We start from the raw sequence: 18,045 nt of genomic DNA on the forward strand, positions 1-18,045 counted from the left end.
GCTCGGCTTGCCCATAGTCCACTATGGGCTGCGCCGCGCTTCGCGCATCCATCCGCATGCCGGGGCCAGCGCGGGGGCGAAATGAATGATCACACGCCCTGGCCACTCCAGCGCGAAGCCCATGGTGGGCAAGCCCACAGGCTTGGGCCACGGTGACGCGTACCAGTATGCAGAACAAGCAGCACTGGCGGCAGCCGGGGCCACAAGGAACAGGCAGCGCGCGGCAAGTGGCCATGGCATGCAAACACCTCGTCAAGTGGATGCAGCCAGCCTAGCGGCCCGGCCCGGCCTGGCACTGCACGCCATGGACTGCAGGAGCAGCTTGCGCTGCTACCGGCGGGCGCACCACAGGCTACCTGGCGGGTAGCTGCTCGTACGCCACCGCGACCCCGGACACCGAATCCTTCTGCGTGAAGACACGGGCGCCCGCGTGGTGCGCGAGGACCAGCGCACGGCCCGACGCCCAGCGCACCTGCACCACCGGCCCGCCCGCCGCGCTGACGGGCACGGCCCCCCGGTTGCTGTCGGCCGAGAAGAGGTTGCCGGACGCATTGGGCAAGGCATCCGTGGCAGCGATGACCGACACCTGCGTCGAGAATCCCGTAGTCGCGCCACAGTCGCGCTGGAACACCACGGCCTTGAGGCGCTGGTCGGGCGAGACGGCCTCGGCAAGCACCCTGTTGCCGCACAGATCCGGGAACAGAAGCGACAGCGCAAAGAGGCCCGCCGCGGCGATCAGGAGCAAGGCCAGGGCAGCGATGGCAAGTTGTTGGAGAAAGTGTTTCATTCCATGGCGGGCGTGGCTGACCGGCAATATAGTCCCAGGCGGTACCATGCCCGCCAGCCACCCCATCCCCAGGAGTCCTGCATGAGCCCGTCTGCTCCGGCCCCTTCGAACGCCCCGCCGCTCGTGCTCTACGGCCACCCCTTCTCGTCGTACACGCAGAAGGTGCTGACCGCGCTGTACGAAAACGCCACGCCCTTCGAGTTCCGCGTGCTGGGGCCCGATGCGCCGCAGCATGCGGCCGAATGGCTGGCGAAGTGGCCGCTGCGGCAGTTTCCGCTGCTGGTGGATGGCGCGCGCGATGTGGTGGAGACCAGCATCATCATCGAGTACCTGCAGATCGCCCACCCCGGCCCGGTGCGCCTGATTCCGAGCGACCCGGTGGACGCACTCGGCGTGCGCTTCATGGACCGCTTCTTCGACCTGCATGTGATGAACGCCATGCAGCTGGCCGTGAACGGCGCGCTCACCGGCGATGCGGTCAAGCGCCAGGACGGCATGGCCCTGGCCGTGGAAAAGCTCGACCGCGCCTACGCCTGGCTGGAAGGCCGGTTGGCCGGCTGCACCTGGGCCACGGGCGAGCACTTCACGCTGGCCGACTGCGCGGCGGCGCCCTCGCTGTTCTATGCGGACTGGACGCACCCGATCGCCGACGCCTACCCGGTGCTGCGTGCCTACCGCGCACGGCTGCTGGCGCGCCCCTCGTTCGCACGCGCGGTGGACGAAGCGCGGTATTTCCGGCCGTACTTTCCGCTGGGCGCGCCGGACCGGGACTGAGCGAGGCAGAGCCCCATGCGCAACACCACCGGCCACCAATTGCCCGCCATCGACTGGCCCACCCTGCTGTGCCGGGCGCAAGGGACTTGCGCGACCCCGCAAAGAGCGTGAACAGGTTCTTGGGCTGGGCCGGCAACCGCTACCGGCGCTTGATCCACTACCCCAGCCAGGCCAGTGGCAGTTGGAGCTTCAACTTCAATGGCGAGGGCGAATCGGTGCGGCAGACCCGCGCTCGCTCGAATTCGCACTGGGGGCGCACGCAGCTCGACTGACCATGGTTTGGATTAATCTCCACGGCACTGCATCTTTGAGGAAAATAATGGCTACTGTTTTGATCGTCGGCCTGGCCGGCGTGGCGGTATATGCGGCGATAAATCTCAAGGGAGATGAAGCCCCCCTCAATCCGCCCAATTGGGCGATGCTTGCGGCTGAAGCTCAAAGCGCAAGCACGCACGATAAAAATCAGGAGTCATTGTCTTCGCTTATCGACTCTGCCGGCGCGGGTGATCTTTCAAGCAAATTGGACATACTCTTGTCCAAAAAAATACCAGCAAGCGACAGCATGATCAACCAGATAAGCCAACGCTTCAAGGACAGCAAGGATCCGCAAGAGCGATCGCGATTGGCACGTTTTTATAATTCAGCATACTTCAATACAGAAGATCAGCAACTGAGAGAGAAGATATCAGCCACTCTGACGGAGTTGATTTGGGCAGAGGCCGACGCCAAGGTAGGTCGAGAGTTGGCATTGAGCCATTCACGCCTTCTTTTCGACAACAATACCTTGGACAATCTCTCCGCATCCTACAAAAAGAAATTCTTGAGCTTCGACGACTACTACGGAGAGTTGGCCCATGCCTTTCCTGGCGCACCGCCGGACACCCGGGCCTCGATGATCAAGGAACTGGCGGAAAGCCATAATCGCTATGCATCGGACATCGTTGCAGACTACATGAGCGGAGGAAACGCGGGCGCTTTGACCGCCGCCGAATTGGGTGCGCTCAAGAGCTTCCTCAAAGCCAACGAACCTTTGTTCACTGGAGCGCCCACCGCGTTCAGCATGTTTGAAGCCATTCGCGTAGAAAAGTGGCTCGGCGCCATGAGCGAATTCGAAAAGAAAGGCCCCTCAGCAAGGCCCAACGACCAAGTCATTTTTGACAAGCTGCAAATGGCGGATACCGATCCTCGCTTCGCGATCGCATTTCTCATATCGGCCCGCGGGAGAGAGTTGGCAATGGAAAAAACATACTCTGCTGAGATATCGAAGGCTCGCTCGAAGGCATACGAGTTCATCGAGAAAAATCCGTCCTCGCAATCCTTGCAATCGGTTCGCGCCTTGCTGGACAATATAAAACCGCCAATTTGAAGCAAGATGGCTGGGCCTGGATCACCGCCCCCGGCCCAGCCACAGCGCCATGGGCAGCGCCAGCAACTCGGCCACAAAGCCCACGGGCGCCCAGAAGGTCTGCCAACCCAGGATGCGGATGTCGCGCAGCCCCAGGGACCGCGCCGTTTCTGCAGGCGCATACACCAGCAGTATCGCTGCCAGGGAAATGCCGAACACCACCAGCAGGCTGGCAGCCCGCCAGGGGCGCAGGCCCATGCGGGCACCGAAGCGGGCATGCACGGCATAGAGCACCAGCAGGCCCAGCGCCAGCGCGGGCGCCAGCAGCCACAGGCCCAGTGCGATGAGTTCGGTGGGGTAGATGATCATGCGGCAGCCCGCACGCGGGCGTGCCGCTGGCACACCAAGGGTGCGCGGCGGCTAGAACGCATCCTTGTACATCTCGGTCGCCAGCTCCAGCGCCAGGGCCTTGCCGCCCACGGCGCTGAGCACGTTGGCCATGTCCTCGGAGGTGTCGGCATAGAACCAGTCGATGGTGAAACGCAGGGTGCGGCCCAGCTGCTGCTCGCCCGCCACCATGGGGGGCTGGCCCAGGGTGCGCAGCTGCATGTTCTCGCCCAGACGCGACTGCTCGCGCACCCACCACGACAGGAATTCCGCGGCGCGCAGCCCCGATTCGTTGCGCTGGATGCGGAATTCCAGCGACAGCAGCACCTCGTTCTCCAGCGCGCCATTGGAGCGGCGCAGCGCGGCAATCGGCAGGTCGGCATGCGGGCCGTTGGGCAGCGACAGGTCGACCAGCGCCACCTCGGGCAGGTAGGTGTTGTCCAGCTGCGCCTGGGTCACGCCCGGTACGGCAGTGAGCGCGGCGATCAGGCGCACCACTTCGGCCGGGGCGTCTTGGTCCGGCTCGGCGGGCTGCGCAGATCCCTCGTCGAGCCCTGCGGGCTGTGTGGTCTCCGCATCGTCGTAGTCGTCGGCGGCCAGCTGCGCAGGTTGCGTGGCGGGTTCCACGGGCTCGTAGGGTATGGGGGGCTGGATCATCGAAAGGTCTTTGTCCGGGTAAAACAAACAACAAACAACGCGCAGGGTGTCCTGGGAGGGCGGGCGGGCCGGCTTGCGGCGGCCCTCAGCCGCCGCTGCCCCACTCCTGTGCCTCGATGCCAAAGGCATCGGCCGCAAAGGCCTGGGCTTCGCCGAGCGTGGCGAACCAGTGGTCGGCGGCCAGCCGGCCATCGAGCGACGAGCACACCAGCAGGCAGCCGCTGCCGCCGTCATCGGTGATCTCCAGGCGGAAGTCCACGTCCGCCGAGCCCGGCGTGCCCTCGTCCGCCAGGGACCAGCTGCCATCGGGGTCGACGGCGATCAACAGGGTGCGGCTGGGAATGGCGGCGTGGATGGCGGGCATGCGGGCGGAGGGTACAAAAAGAAAACGGGGGCGGGTTATGGCGCAGTTGGCCACCATTGTCGCCTGCCTGCCGGCGGACAATGCGGTCCTAGCCTTGCTGCTTTTGCTCCTGCCCCTGGCTTTGTGCCTCGCGGATCCCCTGCACGATGGCTTCCACATACGGGTCGTGCAGCCCGCGCTCGCGCAGCGCCTGGTCCAGCGACAGCACATAGTCGATGTTGGGCCCGAAGACGCCCTTGGCCACCGCCACCAGGCGGGCCACGGTCTCGGCGCAGGCGTCGTGCTCGTGCTGCGGGTGGTCGGGGTTGGCCACGAAGGTGATGGCGGTGACGCTGCGGCCGTCCTCCAGCTGCACGGCCTGCCACTGCGGGTGGTAGCCGCCGCCGGTCATCTCGCGCGTCCAGAGCATGCGCACCTCGTCGCGCGCATCGGCCTCGGGCAGGCGCAGGGCCACGCCCTGTACGGCACCGCCGGGCATGAGCGACAGCACGCGGCCCGGGCGCTCGGGGCTGCCGCGCCCGGAGATGGAGCGCAGGCAAAAACTGCGGTGCCAGCCCGCCAGCGTGGCCGTGTGCTGCTCTTCGAACGGCATCAGCGGGTTCCAGATCAGCGAACCGTAGCCGAACACCCAGGTGGGCCCTTCGGGCCGGCTGTCCCAGGCGTGGGCAAAGGATTCTTCCACCCGCTCGTCGGACCACCCCGGGTGGGCAACCAGATTCATGCGGCGGCGCAAGCTGCCGTTGCGGAGGTTCTCGCGGGTCAGGATGGTCATGGAGCAAGGGAACGCCAGGATCGCTCGTGAGAGAGGAGAAGGCGCAAGTTTGCCATGGCCGTGTCGATCCGCAGGCCCGGCCGTACGAATGGATACCTTGGGATACCTTGAACCCGGCCCGCCCGACCAGCGCCCGGCCACCTGCACGGATAATCGCGCCATCGCCAATCGGGGGCGGCAGGTACCGCCACCATCGGCCCAGCGCCGGCGCAGCCAGAACAAGACCACCCCCTCCCTCCTTTGTACCCACCCCCATGCCCCAGGCCCTACGCAACACCTTCCTCACGCTGCGCGACCTGATCGTCTCGGCCGGCCCGCTGGCCTTTCTGGCCGTGGGCCTGCTGATCGCCGCCTACTGGTGGCTCAACCCCAACCCGCCCAAGACGGTGACGCTGGCCACCGGCCCGGCGCAGAGCGCGTACGAAGAATTCGGCAAGCGCTACCAGAAGGCGCTGGCGGTCGATGGCATCGAGGTGGTGCTCAAGCCCAGCGCGGGCTCGTCGCACAATTTGCAGCTGCTGCGCGACGGCGAGGCCGACCTGGCCTTTGTGCAGGGCGGCACGGCCGAGCTGCTGCCCGATGACCCGGACAACCTGGCATCGCTGGGCAGCCTGTTCGTCGAGCCGATCTGGCTGTTCTACCGCGCCGACTCGGCCCTGCGCGTGACGGCCACTGGCCGGCTGGACAGCCTGCGCCAGCTGCGCGGCCTGCGCGTGAACGTGGGGTCCGAAGGCAGTGGCGTGCCGCGCCTGACGGAGCAGTTGCTGGAGGCCAACCGCGTGGAGCCCAAACAGGTGCGCCTGTCGCAGCTGGAGCAGACGCCCGCCACCGTGGCTTTTCTGGACGGCAAGCTCGATGCGCTGGTGTTCGCCTCGGCCCCCGAATCGCTGATGGTGCAGATGCTGCTGCAGACCCCCGGCGTGCACCTGATGGACTTTGCCCAGCACGAGGCCTACGCGCGGCGCTTTCCCTACCTGACGCCGGTGACCCTGCCGCGCGGCGTGGTCGACCTGGCCAGCAACATCCCGCCGCTGGACGCGCGCCTGGTGGCCACCACCACCTCGCTGCTGGCACGCGACGGCACCCACCCTGCCCTGCTCACGCTGTTTGCGCAGAACGCGCAGAAGCTGCACGGCGGCGCCAGCTGGTTCAACCGCGCGCGCGAGTTCCCCAGCACCCGCCACAGCGAGCTGCCCATTGCCAAGGAGGGCGAGCGCGCCATCAACGAGCCCGTGCCCATGATGCAGCGCTACCTGCCGTTCTGGATCGCCAACCTGATCGACCGCATGTGGCTGGTGATGGGCCTGCTGATCGCCGTGCTGCTGCCCCTGTCGCGCATCGTGCCGCCGCTGTACCAGTTCCGCGTGCGCTCGCGCGTGTTTCGCTGGTACGGCCGCCTGCGCGAGATCGAAGACACCTTGGAGACCAACCCCGCCGGCCACCCCGACATGCTCAAGGCCCTGGACGCGCTGGAGGTCCAGGTGGAGAAGATCAGCGTGCCGCTGTCGTATGCGGACGAGCTGTATGCGCTGCGCAACCATATCCAGATGGTGCGCAGGAAGTTGCTCAGGGTGCAGGCGGGGGGTGTGGCGGAGGAGGCGCCTGCGGCGCAGCCAACAGGCCCGGCGGGTGGAACTCAACGGGTGGAACCCGGACAGCCGGCCACCTCTTGACGATACTGAGGTCGGCCAAATCCCGAGACCTCGACTCCCGCGACGGCCTCATTGGCCATCGGTGGTGTTCAGCCTTTCTTTCTCGGCGTTTTGCGGCTGGCAGCCCTTGCCACCACTTCCAAACGATTACGACTCCACCCACAGCCGAAAGAAAGCCGGCAGCCGTCTGACCGTAAAACCATACGGCGCACTGCGCGTTGTCTTGGCCGTGGAAAGACGCTGTCCAGAGCGTTTGCATGGCCCATGAAAGAAAGAAAAGGCTTGCAGCGATGCAGCCAAGCAGTGCTGCGAGAAATCTGAAGACCCGTTGCGTCATGCTTGCCTATTGAAAGAAAGCGCAAATCCATCTCGCACAGACAGCCACAGTGCGCCCGACTTGCATTCGCAAACCGCCCCTGACAAATCCATGCGGGCTAGCGAGACGGGCATACCCGCAAGGGGCCGGAACTCTCACGGATCTCCGCCAGGAAATCCTTGCGCCATGCCTCCTTCAAGCTGGCCTTCAATTTTTCAAGAAGCTGGTCGGTGGTATTGCAGTTGCGGGCCAAGGCGATGACAGCAGCGCGAAACCGGCTCTCTGCAATGTCCTCGGCCATGCCTTCCAGCAGTGACATGTCGGCAGCGCTGCCCGCGATGCCGAGCACCAGCATGGCCTGGTTTGCGACCTGCGTGTCGTTGGAGGTAATCAGGCCCCGGGCGTACTGGGCGAAAGCGGTTTTGTCCAACCCCTGGTAGCCGTTCTTCTCCTGCTGTGCGAGCACATCCGCGATTTCGATCCGAATCCGCGGAAGGTTCAGGAAATTGGGGTCGACTCCATGCAAGTCCGTCCCATTCCAGAAGCCGATAAAGATGGGCGTCAAATGGCCTGCGTACCGCGCGCGTTTGGCATCGTTCATGGTCCGGATAACGCGATCGAAATCCTGGGATCGAAGGTCGTCCAGCAAGCGCGCTTCGCTGATGCTGGACGCCGTTGGCGCACGACTCTGCACTGGCGCCGATGCGGTCGGAGTGGGAGCAGCGGGTGCTTGGTTGCTCGGTGCCGAGGTGCTGGATTGATCGCAGCCACACAGCGCGCAAAGCGCAATAGCAAGGATGCTGAGCAGTAGTTTTTTCATACGTATTGGCGATCAACGGGCCGCTGCACTACGGCCAAAAGTACATGGCCCCAAAATAGATTCGCAATTCCAATCTGCGTTGGTTTATTTTATTTCAGCCAGTCCGCTGCGCCCCAGATAGGCCGCAAGCTCCTCAAGATCGAGCGAGCCATCTGCCTCTGCTTCTCCTTTCAATTGCGGGATCCCGACAGTCAGCAGTAGATGGTGAAATCGCTCCTTCAAGCGATCCTTTCGAATTTCATCCAGGCGAACGACGTGCGCCGCTTTCAAGACAGAACATACTGCACCATACAGAATCCAGTCCAGCTGGATCAGCAGCCTGCTGCCCGAGGCCTCAGCGGCAGGCGCTATTTCCGAATCATAGAATTGCTCGATAAACTCCATGTCAATCCTGTGGCTACCGGGGCCATGTGCGGACGCCATGGTTTGCAACCACGACGAGTAGACCTGCTCCAAAAGTTCTTCGAAGTGAGAGTCCATTTCTTCTCCTGGCCTATTCAGATTCGCTTCCTTTCTTCAACTCCTATGCAAACGCTTCTACGCAGTTTGAACACACGACAGCCTTTGGGCCAAGGAACATGACCCGCGCATCATAAGAAAAATGCCCGCAGAAGCTGCATACATCTTGCGGATACTGTGCCGCCAGCCATTGCTTGGCCGCCTTCACCGGAGTATCTACCGCGACCCATTTTGACTCGATCCCAAGGTAGTAGCCCTCAACTTCTTTCTTTGCCGCACGCAACGATTCGGCACCGCTCACACCCAGCATCCGCCAGTGCTTGTCGCAGAAAAGAATGAGGTATCCGCCCATCTCTTTTCGCAAACTCTTGCAGATCGCGATTCTGGGCATTCTACCGAGCAGTTTTTCCCCAACGTACAGACGCCGTGTCCCTGTGTAACGCATTGACCTATCAACGATAGCATAGGCAATAACGCGCTCACTGCCTATCGCAGGCGGAGGAGAATTTTTGATGCCATTAACAACCATTCCGCGCTCTATCGGCCGTGCTTGTCAAAGAAATGCATCGCAACCCGGAAGCAAACGTACCCCATGGATGCCCCAATCGCCAGGCCCAGCTTCAATTCCGAAAGACCATGATCTCGTTCGGGCATCATCAAAACCATGATAAGCACCCCATCCATCGCTCCAGCCGTCATGAATAAAGCTGTCGCAATGTTTTTTTGCTTGGTATTCATTTTATTATCCACCCTATGAAAATTTACGCTCATGGTGAAGCACAAACTACTCAAGCGAGTCAAACCGTGCGCAACGCAGAAGTGGCGAAATCTCAATGGGAAGTTCCGCAAATTGCCGTGCAAAATCATTATTTAAATTGAGTTTCAACGGAAAACGAAAAAAATCTGCACTCTGGACAGCGAATTGACCCGCTGTCAAACCATTGAGACAAGAACACCGGACAGCCGAAGCCCTTTCGATATACTTCCAAATCATGAACTCTTTGAAAATTTTATTCATAAATTCATCAGGACCAAAAGCCACACCAGACCCAACCTACCGATTATTTCTCAGACACAGTCTCTAAAAAATATCCTGAACTATATTTCGACGCTGCAGGAATTTCAGCACTGGAAAAGCCACCAATCCAGCCAATACAAACACACCGCCAAACAGAAGCGAACACCAAATAGCCATGACCACTCCCAGCAAAAAGAAAGATCCAAAGAGACTGATATCACCCCACACCAACTCCCAAACGTACACAAATGGAGTGAGGACCAATGCCCCGATGAATCCAATGCAGAACTGAAGCTTGAGCAATGAAGAGAGAGATTTCAAGAGACCTCACAAACGGGATTTTTCATGTTTTGGACAGGTTTCTTCCGTCTTGCGCAAGCGGATCGGAGGTTGATTGCGCCAGTGTCCTCCAGCAAGGCCACAGGTGCAAGAAAGGTATTGAGCTGCGCCGCAACCCAGTTGGGCGATTGACAGCGACGCTAGCCCCATGGCGCTGCACTCGATCCGCCAACCTGGGCCGCTCCTCATCGCGCGTTGGAGGTGCCAGGCCTGCTGATCACCGGGCTCATCGTGCCACCGCCGTACCAGTTACGCGGGCTCCTCTGGTACGGCCGCCTGCGCGAGATTGAAGGCAGGCTGGAAACTAACCCTACGGTCCAGTCCAAGGTGCTCAAGGATCTGGATGCGGCAGCTAAACCCACTTTCCTTTCGCCTTCGATAACTTCGGAAAGCCCAACGCTTTGGCTCGTTCAATAGTTCGATCAATCTCGGCGGGAAGAGCCAGTAGGTCAACTATCCCCTCGCCTATCTCGCTCGCGTCATGGACCCAATACACACGCCCTTCATCATCGTCCGGATTCAGATCTGACGTCTCGTCAGCGGGTTGCACTTCTTGTCCCCACCGGACGCCCAATCCAAACCGCATTACAGAAACCGCGTCCTGGAAGTAGTACTTGGCCGATTCGTCAGAAGGTGGGTCAGATATGTTCATTCCTGCGTATACCAACGGCTCAATGCCCAGCATTGTTTGAGCCACGTCGGCGTATGTAATTCGATAGTAAGTTGCACCTATCTCAAGCGAATTGGCATCCATGCTTTCTTTCAGTAACGGGCAATAGGGTCAGACTTGCCTTTCTCCACCCTCTAACTCTGGTCGTAGTTCTTTCGAGGACTTCGGCATCCTAGCCCTAAAACGCTCAGCAGGTTTTCGCGATCATCGTCGCCCAGTACGATGGGCTCACGCCTGTCGCCCCGCGAGGTCACGTGGTAGTGGCACCGGGGAAATCGATTCGCAGTGGTCTTGCCATTTTCAGAACCTCCGCAAACTGACGGCTCAGTTTGGTGATGGATGGAGAGGAGTTTCTATGGCTTGGGGGCAAAAGGCAAGACCTGACCCCTCCATCCACTCGATTCGCGATGTTCCTGCCATTTTCAGGACCTCCGCAAAATCACGATTCAGTTTGACCGTGGATGAGAGTTTTTATCGAATCGAGGCAAAAAGCAAGACTGGCCCCTTCATCGTCATCGTCACCGCATCGAAAAGCAACACCCGACACCCTTCCCGGGTGTAATTTCAATCCAATCTCTATCATTTATTTATGGACATATATTTTATTATCAAAAATGATAGCAACAAAGCAATCCCAAACGAGACCCCTAGCTCAACTACAAATGGCAACCATATCCCCAATTCTCTTACAAGATCCCCTAGAAAAAAAGCCCCGAAGAATGTCAATGGAGCTATGAGCGTCGCCAAAAAATAGGCGCCCCTCTTCCCCCCTTCAACGGGATAGGTCAACAGCCCTACTCCCGCAATATAAATAACAATCGATGAAACTAAATGAAAAATATTGACTTTATTTAGAGTTGAAATAGAAATCAAAAAAATTCCACAACCTGAAAAAAAGGCAAAAACCCCTAGCAATTGAATAGCCAACTTGTGCTTCATGTGAATTAATTATTTTTAATTGGTCTAATTTTATTTCGCCAAGGGTCGTAATCGATCGTTGGATCTTTTGGATTTCCAGAATTTGCTCGGCCAGTTGCATGCCCAAAACCGTCAACAATAGCGGGCATTGGGGTCAAGCGGGCATTGGGGTCAGGTCTTGCCTTTTGCCTTCTAGAGCTCCGGTCGCAGGTCCGTCGCGGCCCCCAGCATCAATGTCCGCTGCGCCGACACAATACGGCTGACGCGCGAGACCGACAAGCCCAACTGGCGCGCGATCTGCGACAGGCTGATTTGTGATGCATAGTGCGCCTGCACCAAAGCCTGGTCGCGCGTGGGGCACAAGGCCAGCCAGTCTTGCAGGCTCTTGGGGCTGGCGCGCTGCGTTTTTGGAATCTCTTTGGCGCTAACGGTACGGTCGCTGGCAAGCGCCTGCATGCGCAGTACAAAGTCATCATCGCCCAGGTACATCTGCTGGCGCAGGCCCTGGGCCCATAGCTGAACCCCTTGCCCCGCTTGCACCAGCGCGGCATAGGCCTGCGCGGCCTGGGCACATGCCCTCTCATCCTTTGGATCACGCCCCAGCAAATAGCCCCAGACGGCTTGCACATCCAGCCATTCAGGGGCCGTGTTCTGGCCCGTTAGCGCGTGGTAACTGCACCAAGGCCATTGGGCCGGGTGCTCCACCAAACTCGCGCGCACCCGGTTCAGCTCAACATAGCGGCAAACTTCCAACAGGTAGGCATCTCGGTCCACCAAAATGGCCTTGTACGGCCCCTGAAAGAGATGCCCCACTTTGCCGTGCCGCCGATTGAAGCGCTGGGTATAAACACCGTTGATGTGGCGCATTAAGAGCGACAAGTTGGGCTGCCGGGTGTGCAACACAAAGTGGTAGTGGTTATCCATCAAACACCACGCCAAGGCACAGGCATCAAACCGATGCAGCGCTTGACCCAGAACGATCAGCAGGTCTTCGCGATCATCATCGCCCAGTACGATCGGCTCACGCCGGTCACCCTGCGAGGTCACGTGGTAGATGGCACCGGGGAACTCGATTCGCAATGGTCTTGCCGTTTTCAGAACCTCCGCGAATTGACGGCTCAGTTTGATAGTGAAGGGAGGTTTCTACGAACCGAGGGCAAAAGGCAAGACCTGACCCCAACAATGTTCCATCCCGCTATTGTTATTGTGTGTCGAGCACCCCGCAAAGGCGCTGCTCTTTTTGCATCTGCAGCTTTGTAGCATGCCGGATCTTGGCGATCATCATCGTCTAGCACGATGGGCTCACGCCGGTCACCCCGCAGGTCACGTGGTAGGTCGCACCGGGGAACTCGATTCGCAATGGTCTTGCCATCTTCAGAATCTCCGCGAACTAGCGGCTCAGTTCGATGATGAAGGGGAGCTTCTAGGTATTAGAGGCAAAAGGCAAGACCTGACCCTAGCCCTATCAGAGCTTGACCCAGACCGATCAGCAGGACTTCGCGATCATCATCGCCCAGCACGATGGGCTCACGTCGGTCACCCCACGAGGTCACCCGTAGATCGCGCCGGTGAACTCGATTCGCAGTGGTCTTGCCATTTTCAGGATTCTGCGAACAAACCTACTGCTCGGTTTGGTGATGGAGAGCAATTTCTGGGCTCGGGAGAAAAAAGACAAGACCTGACCCCTATTTTTCTCTCGAATTCACTCCTTCAACCCATATCACTTGACCAGGATGATGTTCCTCAATGGTTTCCAGAGCGTCCTGCATAACATCTCTGTCACCCTCGATCAAGGAGTAATTGAAGCGTGAGATTTTTATTTTTTTCCCATCCAGCTCAGATACCGCATCAGAACCACACCAAACGTGCCCACCAATTAGTTTTGCAGCTTCAAGGGCCACAATTAATCCTTCAGGCGTAACTGCGAGAAAAATCATTTCACCTCCACCGATAGTTACTGCGGAATTCCCGGGTCGCCAGGTACTGAAGGACGTCCGCCACCGCGATTATCTTTAGTTGGCCTACTACCATCCACAGGCCGAGTCCAGTCATGGGAATGAGGCGACCCCAGTCCGTCATGGCTGTGGTCCCAATCAGTATCTGTCTCGGGAAGGCCATCTGGAGCATATCGTCTTGTTTGCTTTCGATTTCCTTTTTTATTGCTGCACTCAACTTCACAACCAGCCTCCCCATCCATTGAATTGCTCGAACTGGTTGAGGACATATTATTATTGGATAAATAATCCCATGTCTTCTTGCATGCATCTATCAGCGCCAGACCAGTGCCACCAACGAGAGTTGCGCACATAACAGGATTCAGCATACAGGCCGCGACAGCAGGAGCCACCAATCCTTTGGGATCTGTCCATCTCAACGGGTTTCCGTTCACATACCCAAACCGATTGAACCCACCCTCCAGCCCAATCGGATCAGCCTGCGTGTACCGCCCCCGCTCCGCACTGTAGCTGCGGAAGTAGTTGTAGTGCAGGTTGCTCTCTTTGTCGTAGTACTGCCCCGGGTAGCGCAGGTTGAAGGTCACCTCGGGGATGGTCGTGCTGCCTGTGGTGGGGGTGGTGGTTGCGTCGGTGAAGCGCTTGGCTCCCAGCGTGGGCTGTTCGTCCCCAAACGCGCTGTAGGCCCATTGCCAGGCCACTTGGCCGTCGGGCTGTGTCAGCTTGCGCGGCGTGTTCAGGTGGTCGCTGTGCACGACATATGCCACTCCATTGATGATGGCGGCAATGGGCATGGGGCCGTTTGCCGTGGGCAGGTAGACGTACTGGGTGGTGCCAGTGCTGTTGCTGCCGCCCATGCCGTATTCGCCCAGCAGGGTGCCGTCGTTTCCATAGACATAAGCAAAGCCGAGCTTTTGCGCGTCGCTGCTGCCGGGGCTCCACAGGCGGGTGAAGAATTCATACGCGGTCTGGATGAAGCCTTTGTCCTTTTCCTTCTCCGCTTCTGCTTCTTCCTGGTCGTCGGGGTCGGCCAGCAGGTTGTTGAGGTTCTTGCCGCTGGTGGTGCTGCCCGATCCTGATCCACTGCTGCTGCCACCACCGCTGGCAAACAGCGGTTCGGTCTTGAACACGCGCTGACCCAGGGCGTTGTGGGCGTACTGGGTGCTGGGGGCGTCCACGCCCGTGCCGGTGGTGACTTTTTCCAGGCGTTCCTGGCTGTCGTAGTGGAAGGTTCGCAGGCCGTCGCTCAGCAAGTCCCCGGCGGCGTTGTACTGGTAGGTGACGCTGGTGTTGGCGTTGCCGCCGGTGCCTGTCTTGGTCTGGCTGAAGCCGGTCTGGCGGTTGGCGGTGAGGGCGTAGGTGCGGTTGGTGGTGGTGCCTGCGCTCTGTTGGCTGCTGGTGGTGCGGTTGCCGTTGCCGTCGTAGGCGTAGGTGACGGTGTTGGCAGGGCTGCCGGCGGCCACCTGTTTGGTGAAGCCGGTGATGCGGCCTGCACGGTTGTAGGTCACCGTCCAGGTGGCGGGGGCCAATGTCACGGTGTTGGCCTGGGCGTCGGTGCTGGCAGGCTGCATCAGCGATTGGGTCAGGCTGGTGATGCGGCCTGCGGCGTCGTAGATGTAGCTGCTGAACTCGGTTGCCGTGAGTTGGCCCGCAGTGTTGTAGCTGCGGGTGGCGGGGATGGCGGCTGCGCCGCCGGGCAGGTTCCAGCTCCAGCCGGTGGGCTGGCCCAGGGGGCTCCAGGTGATGCCGCTGACCAAGGGTTGGCCGGCCCAGGTGAGGCCGGTGAGTTGGCCGGTGGCGTCGTAAACGTTCTGCAGAACCTGGCCGCCCGGGTAGGTGGTGGAACTGAGCAGCCCCGTGGTGGGGTGGTAGCTGTAGGCCAGGGTGCGGGTGTCGTTGTTGATGAGCTTTTGGGTCTGGCTCACAACACGGCCGTGCACGTCGCGCTGGTAGGTGGTGGTGCCGCTGGCGTCTTCGATCTCGCCGAGGTAGCCCTTGGTTGCAGGGGTCTGGTCGTAGCGCAGGGTGGTGGTGCCACCGGTATGCACGATGGAGGTGGGGCGGCCCAGCAGGTCGCGGGTGATCGTTGTTGCCTGGCCCAGGGCGTTGGTGATGCTGCTGGGCAGGCCCAGGGCGTCGTATTGGGCGCTCTCGCTGCCGCTGTCGGGGCTGGTTTCCGAGGTGGCGTTGCCCAGGGCGTCGCGGGTGTAGGTGGTGGTGACGCTCTTGAAATCAGACACACTGGTGACGGCATCCAGTGCGTTGTAAGCCAGCGACGCCCGATAGGTTTCTGGCTCAGTGATTTGAGAGACTCGCCCCAAGTAGTCCCGGTCGTAGCGGGTTTGGATGGCAGTGCCTGCAACGGTTTGAGTGACCGTGTTCAGATCGCCTTGCGCGTCGTACTTGTAGTTCACCGGCGCAGCAGCAGAGCCCGTGGTCAGCGACGCCACTTTGTTCAGGTTGTTGATGCTGCGCGCCAGTTGCCAAGCCAGTTGGCTCTGGCCGTCCCGCACTTCCTCGCTCAGGCGGTTACCCATGCTGTCGAGCACGTAGACACCTGTGTTGCCTCGGTTGTCGGTCCAGCCCGTCAGTCGATGGGCCGGGTCGTAGGCATAGGTGATGCTGTGACCGTATGGCAGCGTGGCCGTCAGCACCTGGCCGCTGGGGCGATAGGTGAACGTGGAAACCTGGCCACCACTGTTGGAGGTGAGCACACGGCCACGGGCGTCATAGGCATAGGTGGTCAGCACGCCATTGGGGGCCGTGTGGGTGAGCACCCGGCCCGCGCCATCGTAGGTGTAGGTATCGATATGACCCAGGGCGTTGGTGGTCTGTGTGACGTTGCCTTGTGCGTCGTAGGCGTAGCTGGTGACGGCGCCGTTGGGCTCGATCCGTGTCGCGACCAGGTTGCTGGGGTGGTAGGTCCATGCAGTGGTGCGCACTATGCCGGTGGCCGTGTCGGTGACTGCCTGACTCAGTACGTTTCCGGAATTGTCATAGGTGAAGTTGGTGGTACTTCCCGGTGCATTGATGGTTGCGGGAGAGCGCCATTGAGGGTGCCAGGATGTGGTGGTGGTTCGGGCCAATGGAGACCGGTTTTCTACCTCTGTAAGGGACAGGGGGAGCCTTCGGGCCACATCCCATGTGACCCGATCAATGCTGGAGAACATGTCAGAGGAGAACTCCGGCAGCCCGTTCGCTGCGTAGCTGACATTCCACTTGGGACGCTTTCCGTCATCCGCCAACGGAAGATCGGATCCAGCGTATTTGTAGTCACTGCTGCTGACCAATACGTGCCTGATCTTGCGCACGGTGCCCAATGGATCAACCACCGTTGCTTCGTAGTTGGCGCCATTGGCCACTACCGACTGAATGGAGTAGCGGTCTACTCCGCCGGCTTTTTCCGTAGTGACAGCCCAGCGATCGACGTCGTAGCCAAATGTGGAGTAGCGGACTCCGTTCTCGTCGATCACGCCTGACAACAGACCCGGAGCATTGGTGCTGTCATAAAGATATTGGCGGCTGGTACCGTCTACCTGCTGCACGGATGCAAGCAGGTTTCCGACGTAGCCAAATTGCACGCTGCGCCCATCCGTTGTCGTTACGCTGGCCAGTTGACCGGCTGCGTTGTATGCGAATTGCAATGCGCGGCCAAAGCTGTTCTGCACCGTGCTGAGCTTGCCCTGGGGGTTGTATGAATAGTTCTGTGTCCACCCATTGCGCGAGGTCTGCTGGACCAATCGCCCCTTGGCGTTGAAAAGGTACTGGGCTTCCGCTTCTCGGTCGTGAAAAATCCAGCCGCTTTCAGCGCCCACTGCGGTGGCAGCCAGGCTGTGAAGGGGGTACTTTGCGACATACGGCCCTCCGTTGTTGCGTCCAAAGTAATTGAATGATCCATCGGACATCTGAATGCGCACCTGATCACTGATGCCAGTGCTGTCATCAGGCATGCGGGTGTAGGCCAGATGGATGTCGTGGTTGTGTATCCACCCACTGCCCAAGTCTCCCGGGTGCAAATTCACCAGTGAATCGCGCAGCCAAAAATCCGCATCGCGAGCCCTGTGGCTACGGTATTGGCGGCGAAACTCCAGCGGCTGCGGGCCGCCAACGCTCAAGTCAACTGCAATCTCGATTTTTTCCCTGGTTGAGGCCTGAATCGGGTTTCCAAAGTGGTTCGTTGGCGGTGGAGAATCGTCCTTAGAACAAGTGGGCCCTTTCGACTTGGGCCCTTTCGAGGTGAATCCAGACGTATACGAAAATTTTGACGAAGTAGATCCCTGCGCAGGATTTACTATGTAGCAGCCTCGCGAATCTTTGTCAGTAAAGTAATCTTCATTCCATGGTGAACACGTGGCCTGACGTTTGCCAAACAGCGTTGAACCTGCATAACCCTCCCTCACATTGAGGCAATTGCCATTTGAGGCAATGCCATAAGTGATGTACATCTCTCGGCTTTCAAAAATTATCTGCTTTGACTGGACAAACCTATCGCGCTCAATAATATTTACCGGCCCGAGACGGTACGAGGTTTGGCAAACACCAACGCCATCCCCTTTCCATATTTTGTAATAATCTTCGGCAGCCTCCCCCCAAGAAGAAAAAATATACCCAGACATTTTGTGAGTATATTTCCATGTTGTTATTTTATTAGGCTGAAGCGTGCAACCATTTTTGCCATTGAGAGGTCCTTCAGTGCAGAATTGATCAAAGTTGTCCGCCACCCAATAAAAGCAGCGCGAAAACCACAAAATTAAAAAGAAAATTCATCCCACCCTCTTTGATTATTCTGAATCACTACTACGCACCATCGAGCTG

19 protein-coding genes are annotated in these 18,045 nt (G+C 59.5%); 5 read left to right on the forward strand and 14 right to left on the reverse strand.

The features are described from left to right. Positions 1-352: 352 nt before the first annotated feature. Positions 353-787, reverse strand: a complete 435-nt coding sequence (locus AC07PF_RS25795; protein ID WP_494613760.1) for a hypothetical protein — start codon at positions 785-787, stop codon at positions 353-355. Positions 788-868: 81 nt separating this feature from the next. On the opposite strand from AC07PF_RS25795, the gene AC07PF_RS25800 reads away from it, so the two are divergent. The 3 genes from AC07PF_RS25800 (at position 869) to AC07PF_RS25810 (ending at position 2,927) form a co-directional block, all read left to right on the forward strand. After that, positions 869-1,561 (forward strand): glutathione S-transferase family protein, encoded by a 693-nt coding sequence (locus AC07PF_RS25800; protein WP_494613761.1) that lies wholly within the window; start codon positions 869-871, stop codon positions 1,559-1,561. A 107-nt stretch (positions 1,562-1,668) separates the two neighbouring features. Continuing rightward, positions 1,669-1,833 carry a hypothetical protein gene (locus tag AC07PF_RS25805; RefSeq protein WP_494613762.1) on the forward strand — a complete coding sequence of 55 codons (165 nt, stop codon included), beginning with the start codon at positions 1,669-1,671 and terminating at the stop codon, positions 1,831-1,833. Positions 1,834-1,880: 47 nt separating this feature from the next. Further along, positions 1,881-2,927: a hypothetical protein gene (locus AC07PF_RS25810; RefSeq protein ID WP_494613763.1), complete on the forward strand. Its 1,047-nt coding sequence runs from the start codon at positions 1,881-1,883 to the stop codon at positions 2,925-2,927. 21 nt (positions 2,928-2,948) lie between these two features. Here AC07PF_RS25810 and AC07PF_RS25815 read toward each other — a convergent pair whose 3' ends face one another. The 4 genes from AC07PF_RS25815 to AC07PF_RS25830 all read right to left on the reverse strand — a co-directional run bounded on the left by AC07PF_RS25815 (position 2,949) and on the right by AC07PF_RS25830 (position 5,086). Beyond that, positions 2,949-3,275 carry a hypothetical protein gene (locus AC07PF_RS25815; RefSeq protein ID WP_145697802.1) on the reverse strand — a complete coding sequence of 109 codons (327 nt, stop codon included), beginning with the start codon at positions 3,273-3,275 and terminating at the stop codon, positions 2,949-2,951. Positions 3,276-3,326: 51 nt separating this feature from the next. Next, positions 3,327-3,950: a hypothetical protein gene (locus AC07PF_RS25820; RefSeq protein ID WP_494613764.1), complete on the reverse strand. Its 624-nt coding sequence runs from the start codon at positions 3,948-3,950 to the stop codon at positions 3,327-3,329. Positions 3,951-4,035: 85 nt separating this feature from the next. After that, on the reverse strand, positions 4,036-4,314 hold the full coding sequence (locus AC07PF_RS25825) for a hypothetical protein (RefSeq protein ID WP_494609561.1): 279 nt from the start codon (positions 4,312-4,314) through the stop codon (positions 4,036-4,038). Positions 4,315-4,402: 88 nt separating this feature from the next. Next, positions 4,403-5,086: a gamma-glutamylcyclotransferase gene (locus AC07PF_RS25830; protein ID WP_494609562.1), complete on the reverse strand. Its 684-nt coding sequence runs from the start codon at positions 5,084-5,086 to the stop codon at positions 4,403-4,405. A 254-nt stretch (positions 5,087-5,340) separates the two neighbouring features. On the opposite strand from AC07PF_RS25830, the gene AC07PF_RS25835 reads away from it, so the two are divergent. After that, positions 5,341-6,759 carry a TAXI family TRAP transporter solute-binding subunit gene (locus AC07PF_RS25835; protein ID WP_494613765.1) on the forward strand — a complete coding sequence of 473 codons (1,419 nt, stop codon included), beginning with the start codon at positions 5,341-5,343 and terminating at the stop codon, positions 6,757-6,759. 413 nt (positions 6,760-7,172) lie between these two features. On the opposite strand, the gene AC07PF_RS25840 is transcribed toward AC07PF_RS25835, so the two are convergent. The 4 genes from AC07PF_RS25840 to AC07PF_RS25855 all read right to left on the reverse strand — a co-directional run bounded on the left by AC07PF_RS25840 (position 7,173) and on the right by AC07PF_RS25855 (position 9,071). Then, complete coding sequence (locus tag AC07PF_RS25840; RefSeq protein ID WP_494613766.1) at positions 7,173-7,874, reverse strand: hypothetical protein; 702 nt, start codon at positions 7,872-7,874, stop codon at positions 7,173-7,175. Positions 7,875-7,958: 84 nt separating this feature from the next. After that, positions 7,959-8,354: a hypothetical protein gene (locus tag AC07PF_RS25845; RefSeq protein WP_494613767.1), complete on the reverse strand. Its 396-nt coding sequence runs from the start codon at positions 8,352-8,354 to the stop codon at positions 7,959-7,961. Between the two features lie 43 nt (positions 8,355-8,397). Further along, positions 8,398-8,862 (reverse strand): hypothetical protein, encoded by a 465-nt coding sequence (locus AC07PF_RS25850; RefSeq protein ID WP_494613768.1) that lies wholly within the window; start codon positions 8,860-8,862, stop codon positions 8,398-8,400. An 8-nt stretch (positions 8,863-8,870) separates the two neighbouring features. Next, complete coding sequence (locus tag AC07PF_RS25855) at positions 8,871-9,071, reverse strand: hypothetical protein (protein ID WP_494613769.1); 201 nt, start codon at positions 9,069-9,071, stop codon at positions 8,871-8,873. Positions 9,072-9,086: 15 nt separating this feature from the next. On the opposite strand from AC07PF_RS25855, the gene AC07PF_RS25860 reads away from it, so the two are divergent. Beyond that, on the forward strand, positions 9,087-9,212 hold the full coding sequence (locus AC07PF_RS25860; protein WP_494613770.1) for a hypothetical protein: 126 nt from the start codon (positions 9,087-9,089) through the stop codon (positions 9,210-9,212). Positions 9,213-10,042: 830 nt separating this feature from the next. Here AC07PF_RS25860 and AC07PF_RS25865 read toward each other — a convergent pair. The 5 genes from AC07PF_RS25865 to AC07PF_RS25885 form a co-directional block, all read right to left on the reverse strand. Further along, complete coding sequence (locus AC07PF_RS25865) at positions 10,043-10,444, reverse strand: hypothetical protein (protein ID WP_494613771.1); 402 nt, start codon at positions 10,442-10,444, stop codon at positions 10,043-10,045. A gap of 495 nt (positions 10,445-10,939) precedes the next feature. Then, the gene (locus AC07PF_RS25870; protein ID WP_494613772.1) at positions 10,940-11,299 is read right to left on the reverse strand and encodes a hypothetical protein; all 360 of its coding nucleotides are present in this window, start codon (positions 11,297-11,299) and stop codon (positions 10,940-10,942) included. Between the two features lie 171 nt (positions 11,300-11,470). After that, a complete protein-coding gene (locus tag AC07PF_RS25875) occupies positions 11,471-12,358 on the reverse strand; it encodes a transposase (protein ID WP_494613773.1) in 888 nt (295 codons plus the stop codon). A gap of 605 nt (positions 12,359-12,963) precedes the next feature. Beyond that, positions 12,964-13,215 carry a hypothetical protein gene (locus AC07PF_RS25880; RefSeq protein WP_494613774.1) on the reverse strand — a complete coding sequence of 84 codons (252 nt, stop codon included), beginning with the start codon at positions 13,213-13,215 and terminating at the stop codon, positions 12,964-12,966. 17 nt (positions 13,216-13,232) lie between these two features. Beyond that, positions 13,233-17,675: an RHS repeat-associated core domain-containing protein gene (locus AC07PF_RS25885; protein ID WP_494613775.1), complete on the reverse strand. Its 4,443-nt coding sequence runs from the start codon at positions 17,673-17,675 to the stop codon at positions 13,233-13,235. Between the last annotated feature and the right edge of the window lie 370 nt (positions 17,676-18,045).

The organism is Acidovorax sp. GW821-FHT10A04 (assembly GCF_059415825.1).

Bases quoted from the DNA above. Each gene is read 5' to 3' on its own strand.
- AC07PF_RS25840 (WP_494613766.1), bottom strand. From the start codon at position 7,874: ATGAAAAAACTACTGCTCAGCATCCTTGCTATTGCGCTTTGCGCGCTG.
- AC07PF_RS25810 (WP_494613763.1), top strand. From the start codon at position 1,881: ATGGCTACTGTTTTGATCGTCGGCCTGGCCGGCGTGGCGGTATATGCG.
- AC07PF_RS25815 (WP_145697802.1), bottom strand. From the start codon at position 3,275: ATGATCATCTACCCCACCGAACTCATCGCACTGGGCCTGTGGCTGCTG.
- AC07PF_RS25865 (WP_494613771.1), bottom strand. From the start codon at position 10,444: ATGGATGCCAATTCGCTTGAGATAGGTGCAACTTACTATCGAATTACA.
- AC07PF_RS25860 (WP_494613770.1), top strand. From the start codon at position 9,087: ATGAAAATTTACGCTCATGGTGAAGCACAAACTACTCAAGCGAGTCAA.
- AC07PF_RS25850 (WP_494613768.1), bottom strand. From the start codon at position 8,862: ATGGTTGTTAATGGCATCAAAAATTCTCCTCCGCCTGCGATAGGCAGT.
- AC07PF_RS25835 (WP_494613765.1), top strand. From the start codon at position 5,341: ATGCCCCAGGCCCTACGCAACACCTTCCTCACGCTGCGCGACCTGATC.
- AC07PF_RS25845 (WP_494613767.1), bottom strand. From the start codon at position 8,354: ATGGACTCTCACTTCGAAGAACTTTTGGAGCAGGTCTACTCGTCGTGG.
- AC07PF_RS25855 (WP_494613769.1), bottom strand. From the start codon at position 9,071: ATGAATACCAAGCAAAAAAACATTGCGACAGCTTTATTCATGACGGCT.
- AC07PF_RS25800 (WP_494613761.1), top strand. From the start codon at position 869: ATGAGCCCGTCTGCTCCGGCCCCTTCGAACGCCCCGCCGCTCGTGCTC.
- AC07PF_RS25830 (WP_494609562.1), bottom strand. From the start codon at position 5,086: ATGACCATCCTGACCCGCGAGAACCTCCGCAACGGCAGCTTGCGCCGC.
- AC07PF_RS25880 (WP_494613774.1), bottom strand. From the start codon at position 13,215: ATGATTTTTCTCGCAGTTACGCCTGAAGGATTAATTGTGGCCCTTGAA.
- AC07PF_RS25885 (WP_494613775.1), bottom strand. From the start codon at position 17,675: ATGTACATCACTTATGGCATTGCCTCAAATGGCAATTGCCTCAATGTG.
- AC07PF_RS25825 (WP_494609561.1), bottom strand. From the start codon at position 4,314: ATGCCCGCCATCCACGCCGCCATTCCCAGCCGCACCCTGTTGATCGCC.
- AC07PF_RS25820 (WP_494613764.1), bottom strand. From the start codon at position 3,950: ATGATCCAGCCCCCCATACCCTACGAGCCCGTGGAACCCGCCACGCAA.
- AC07PF_RS25795 (WP_494613760.1), bottom strand. From the start codon at position 787: ATGAAACACTTTCTCCAACAACTTGCCATCGCTGCCCTGGCCTTGCTC.
- AC07PF_RS25870 (WP_494613772.1), bottom strand. From the start codon at position 11,299: ATGAAGCACAAGTTGGCTATTCAATTGCTAGGGGTTTTTGCCTTTTTT.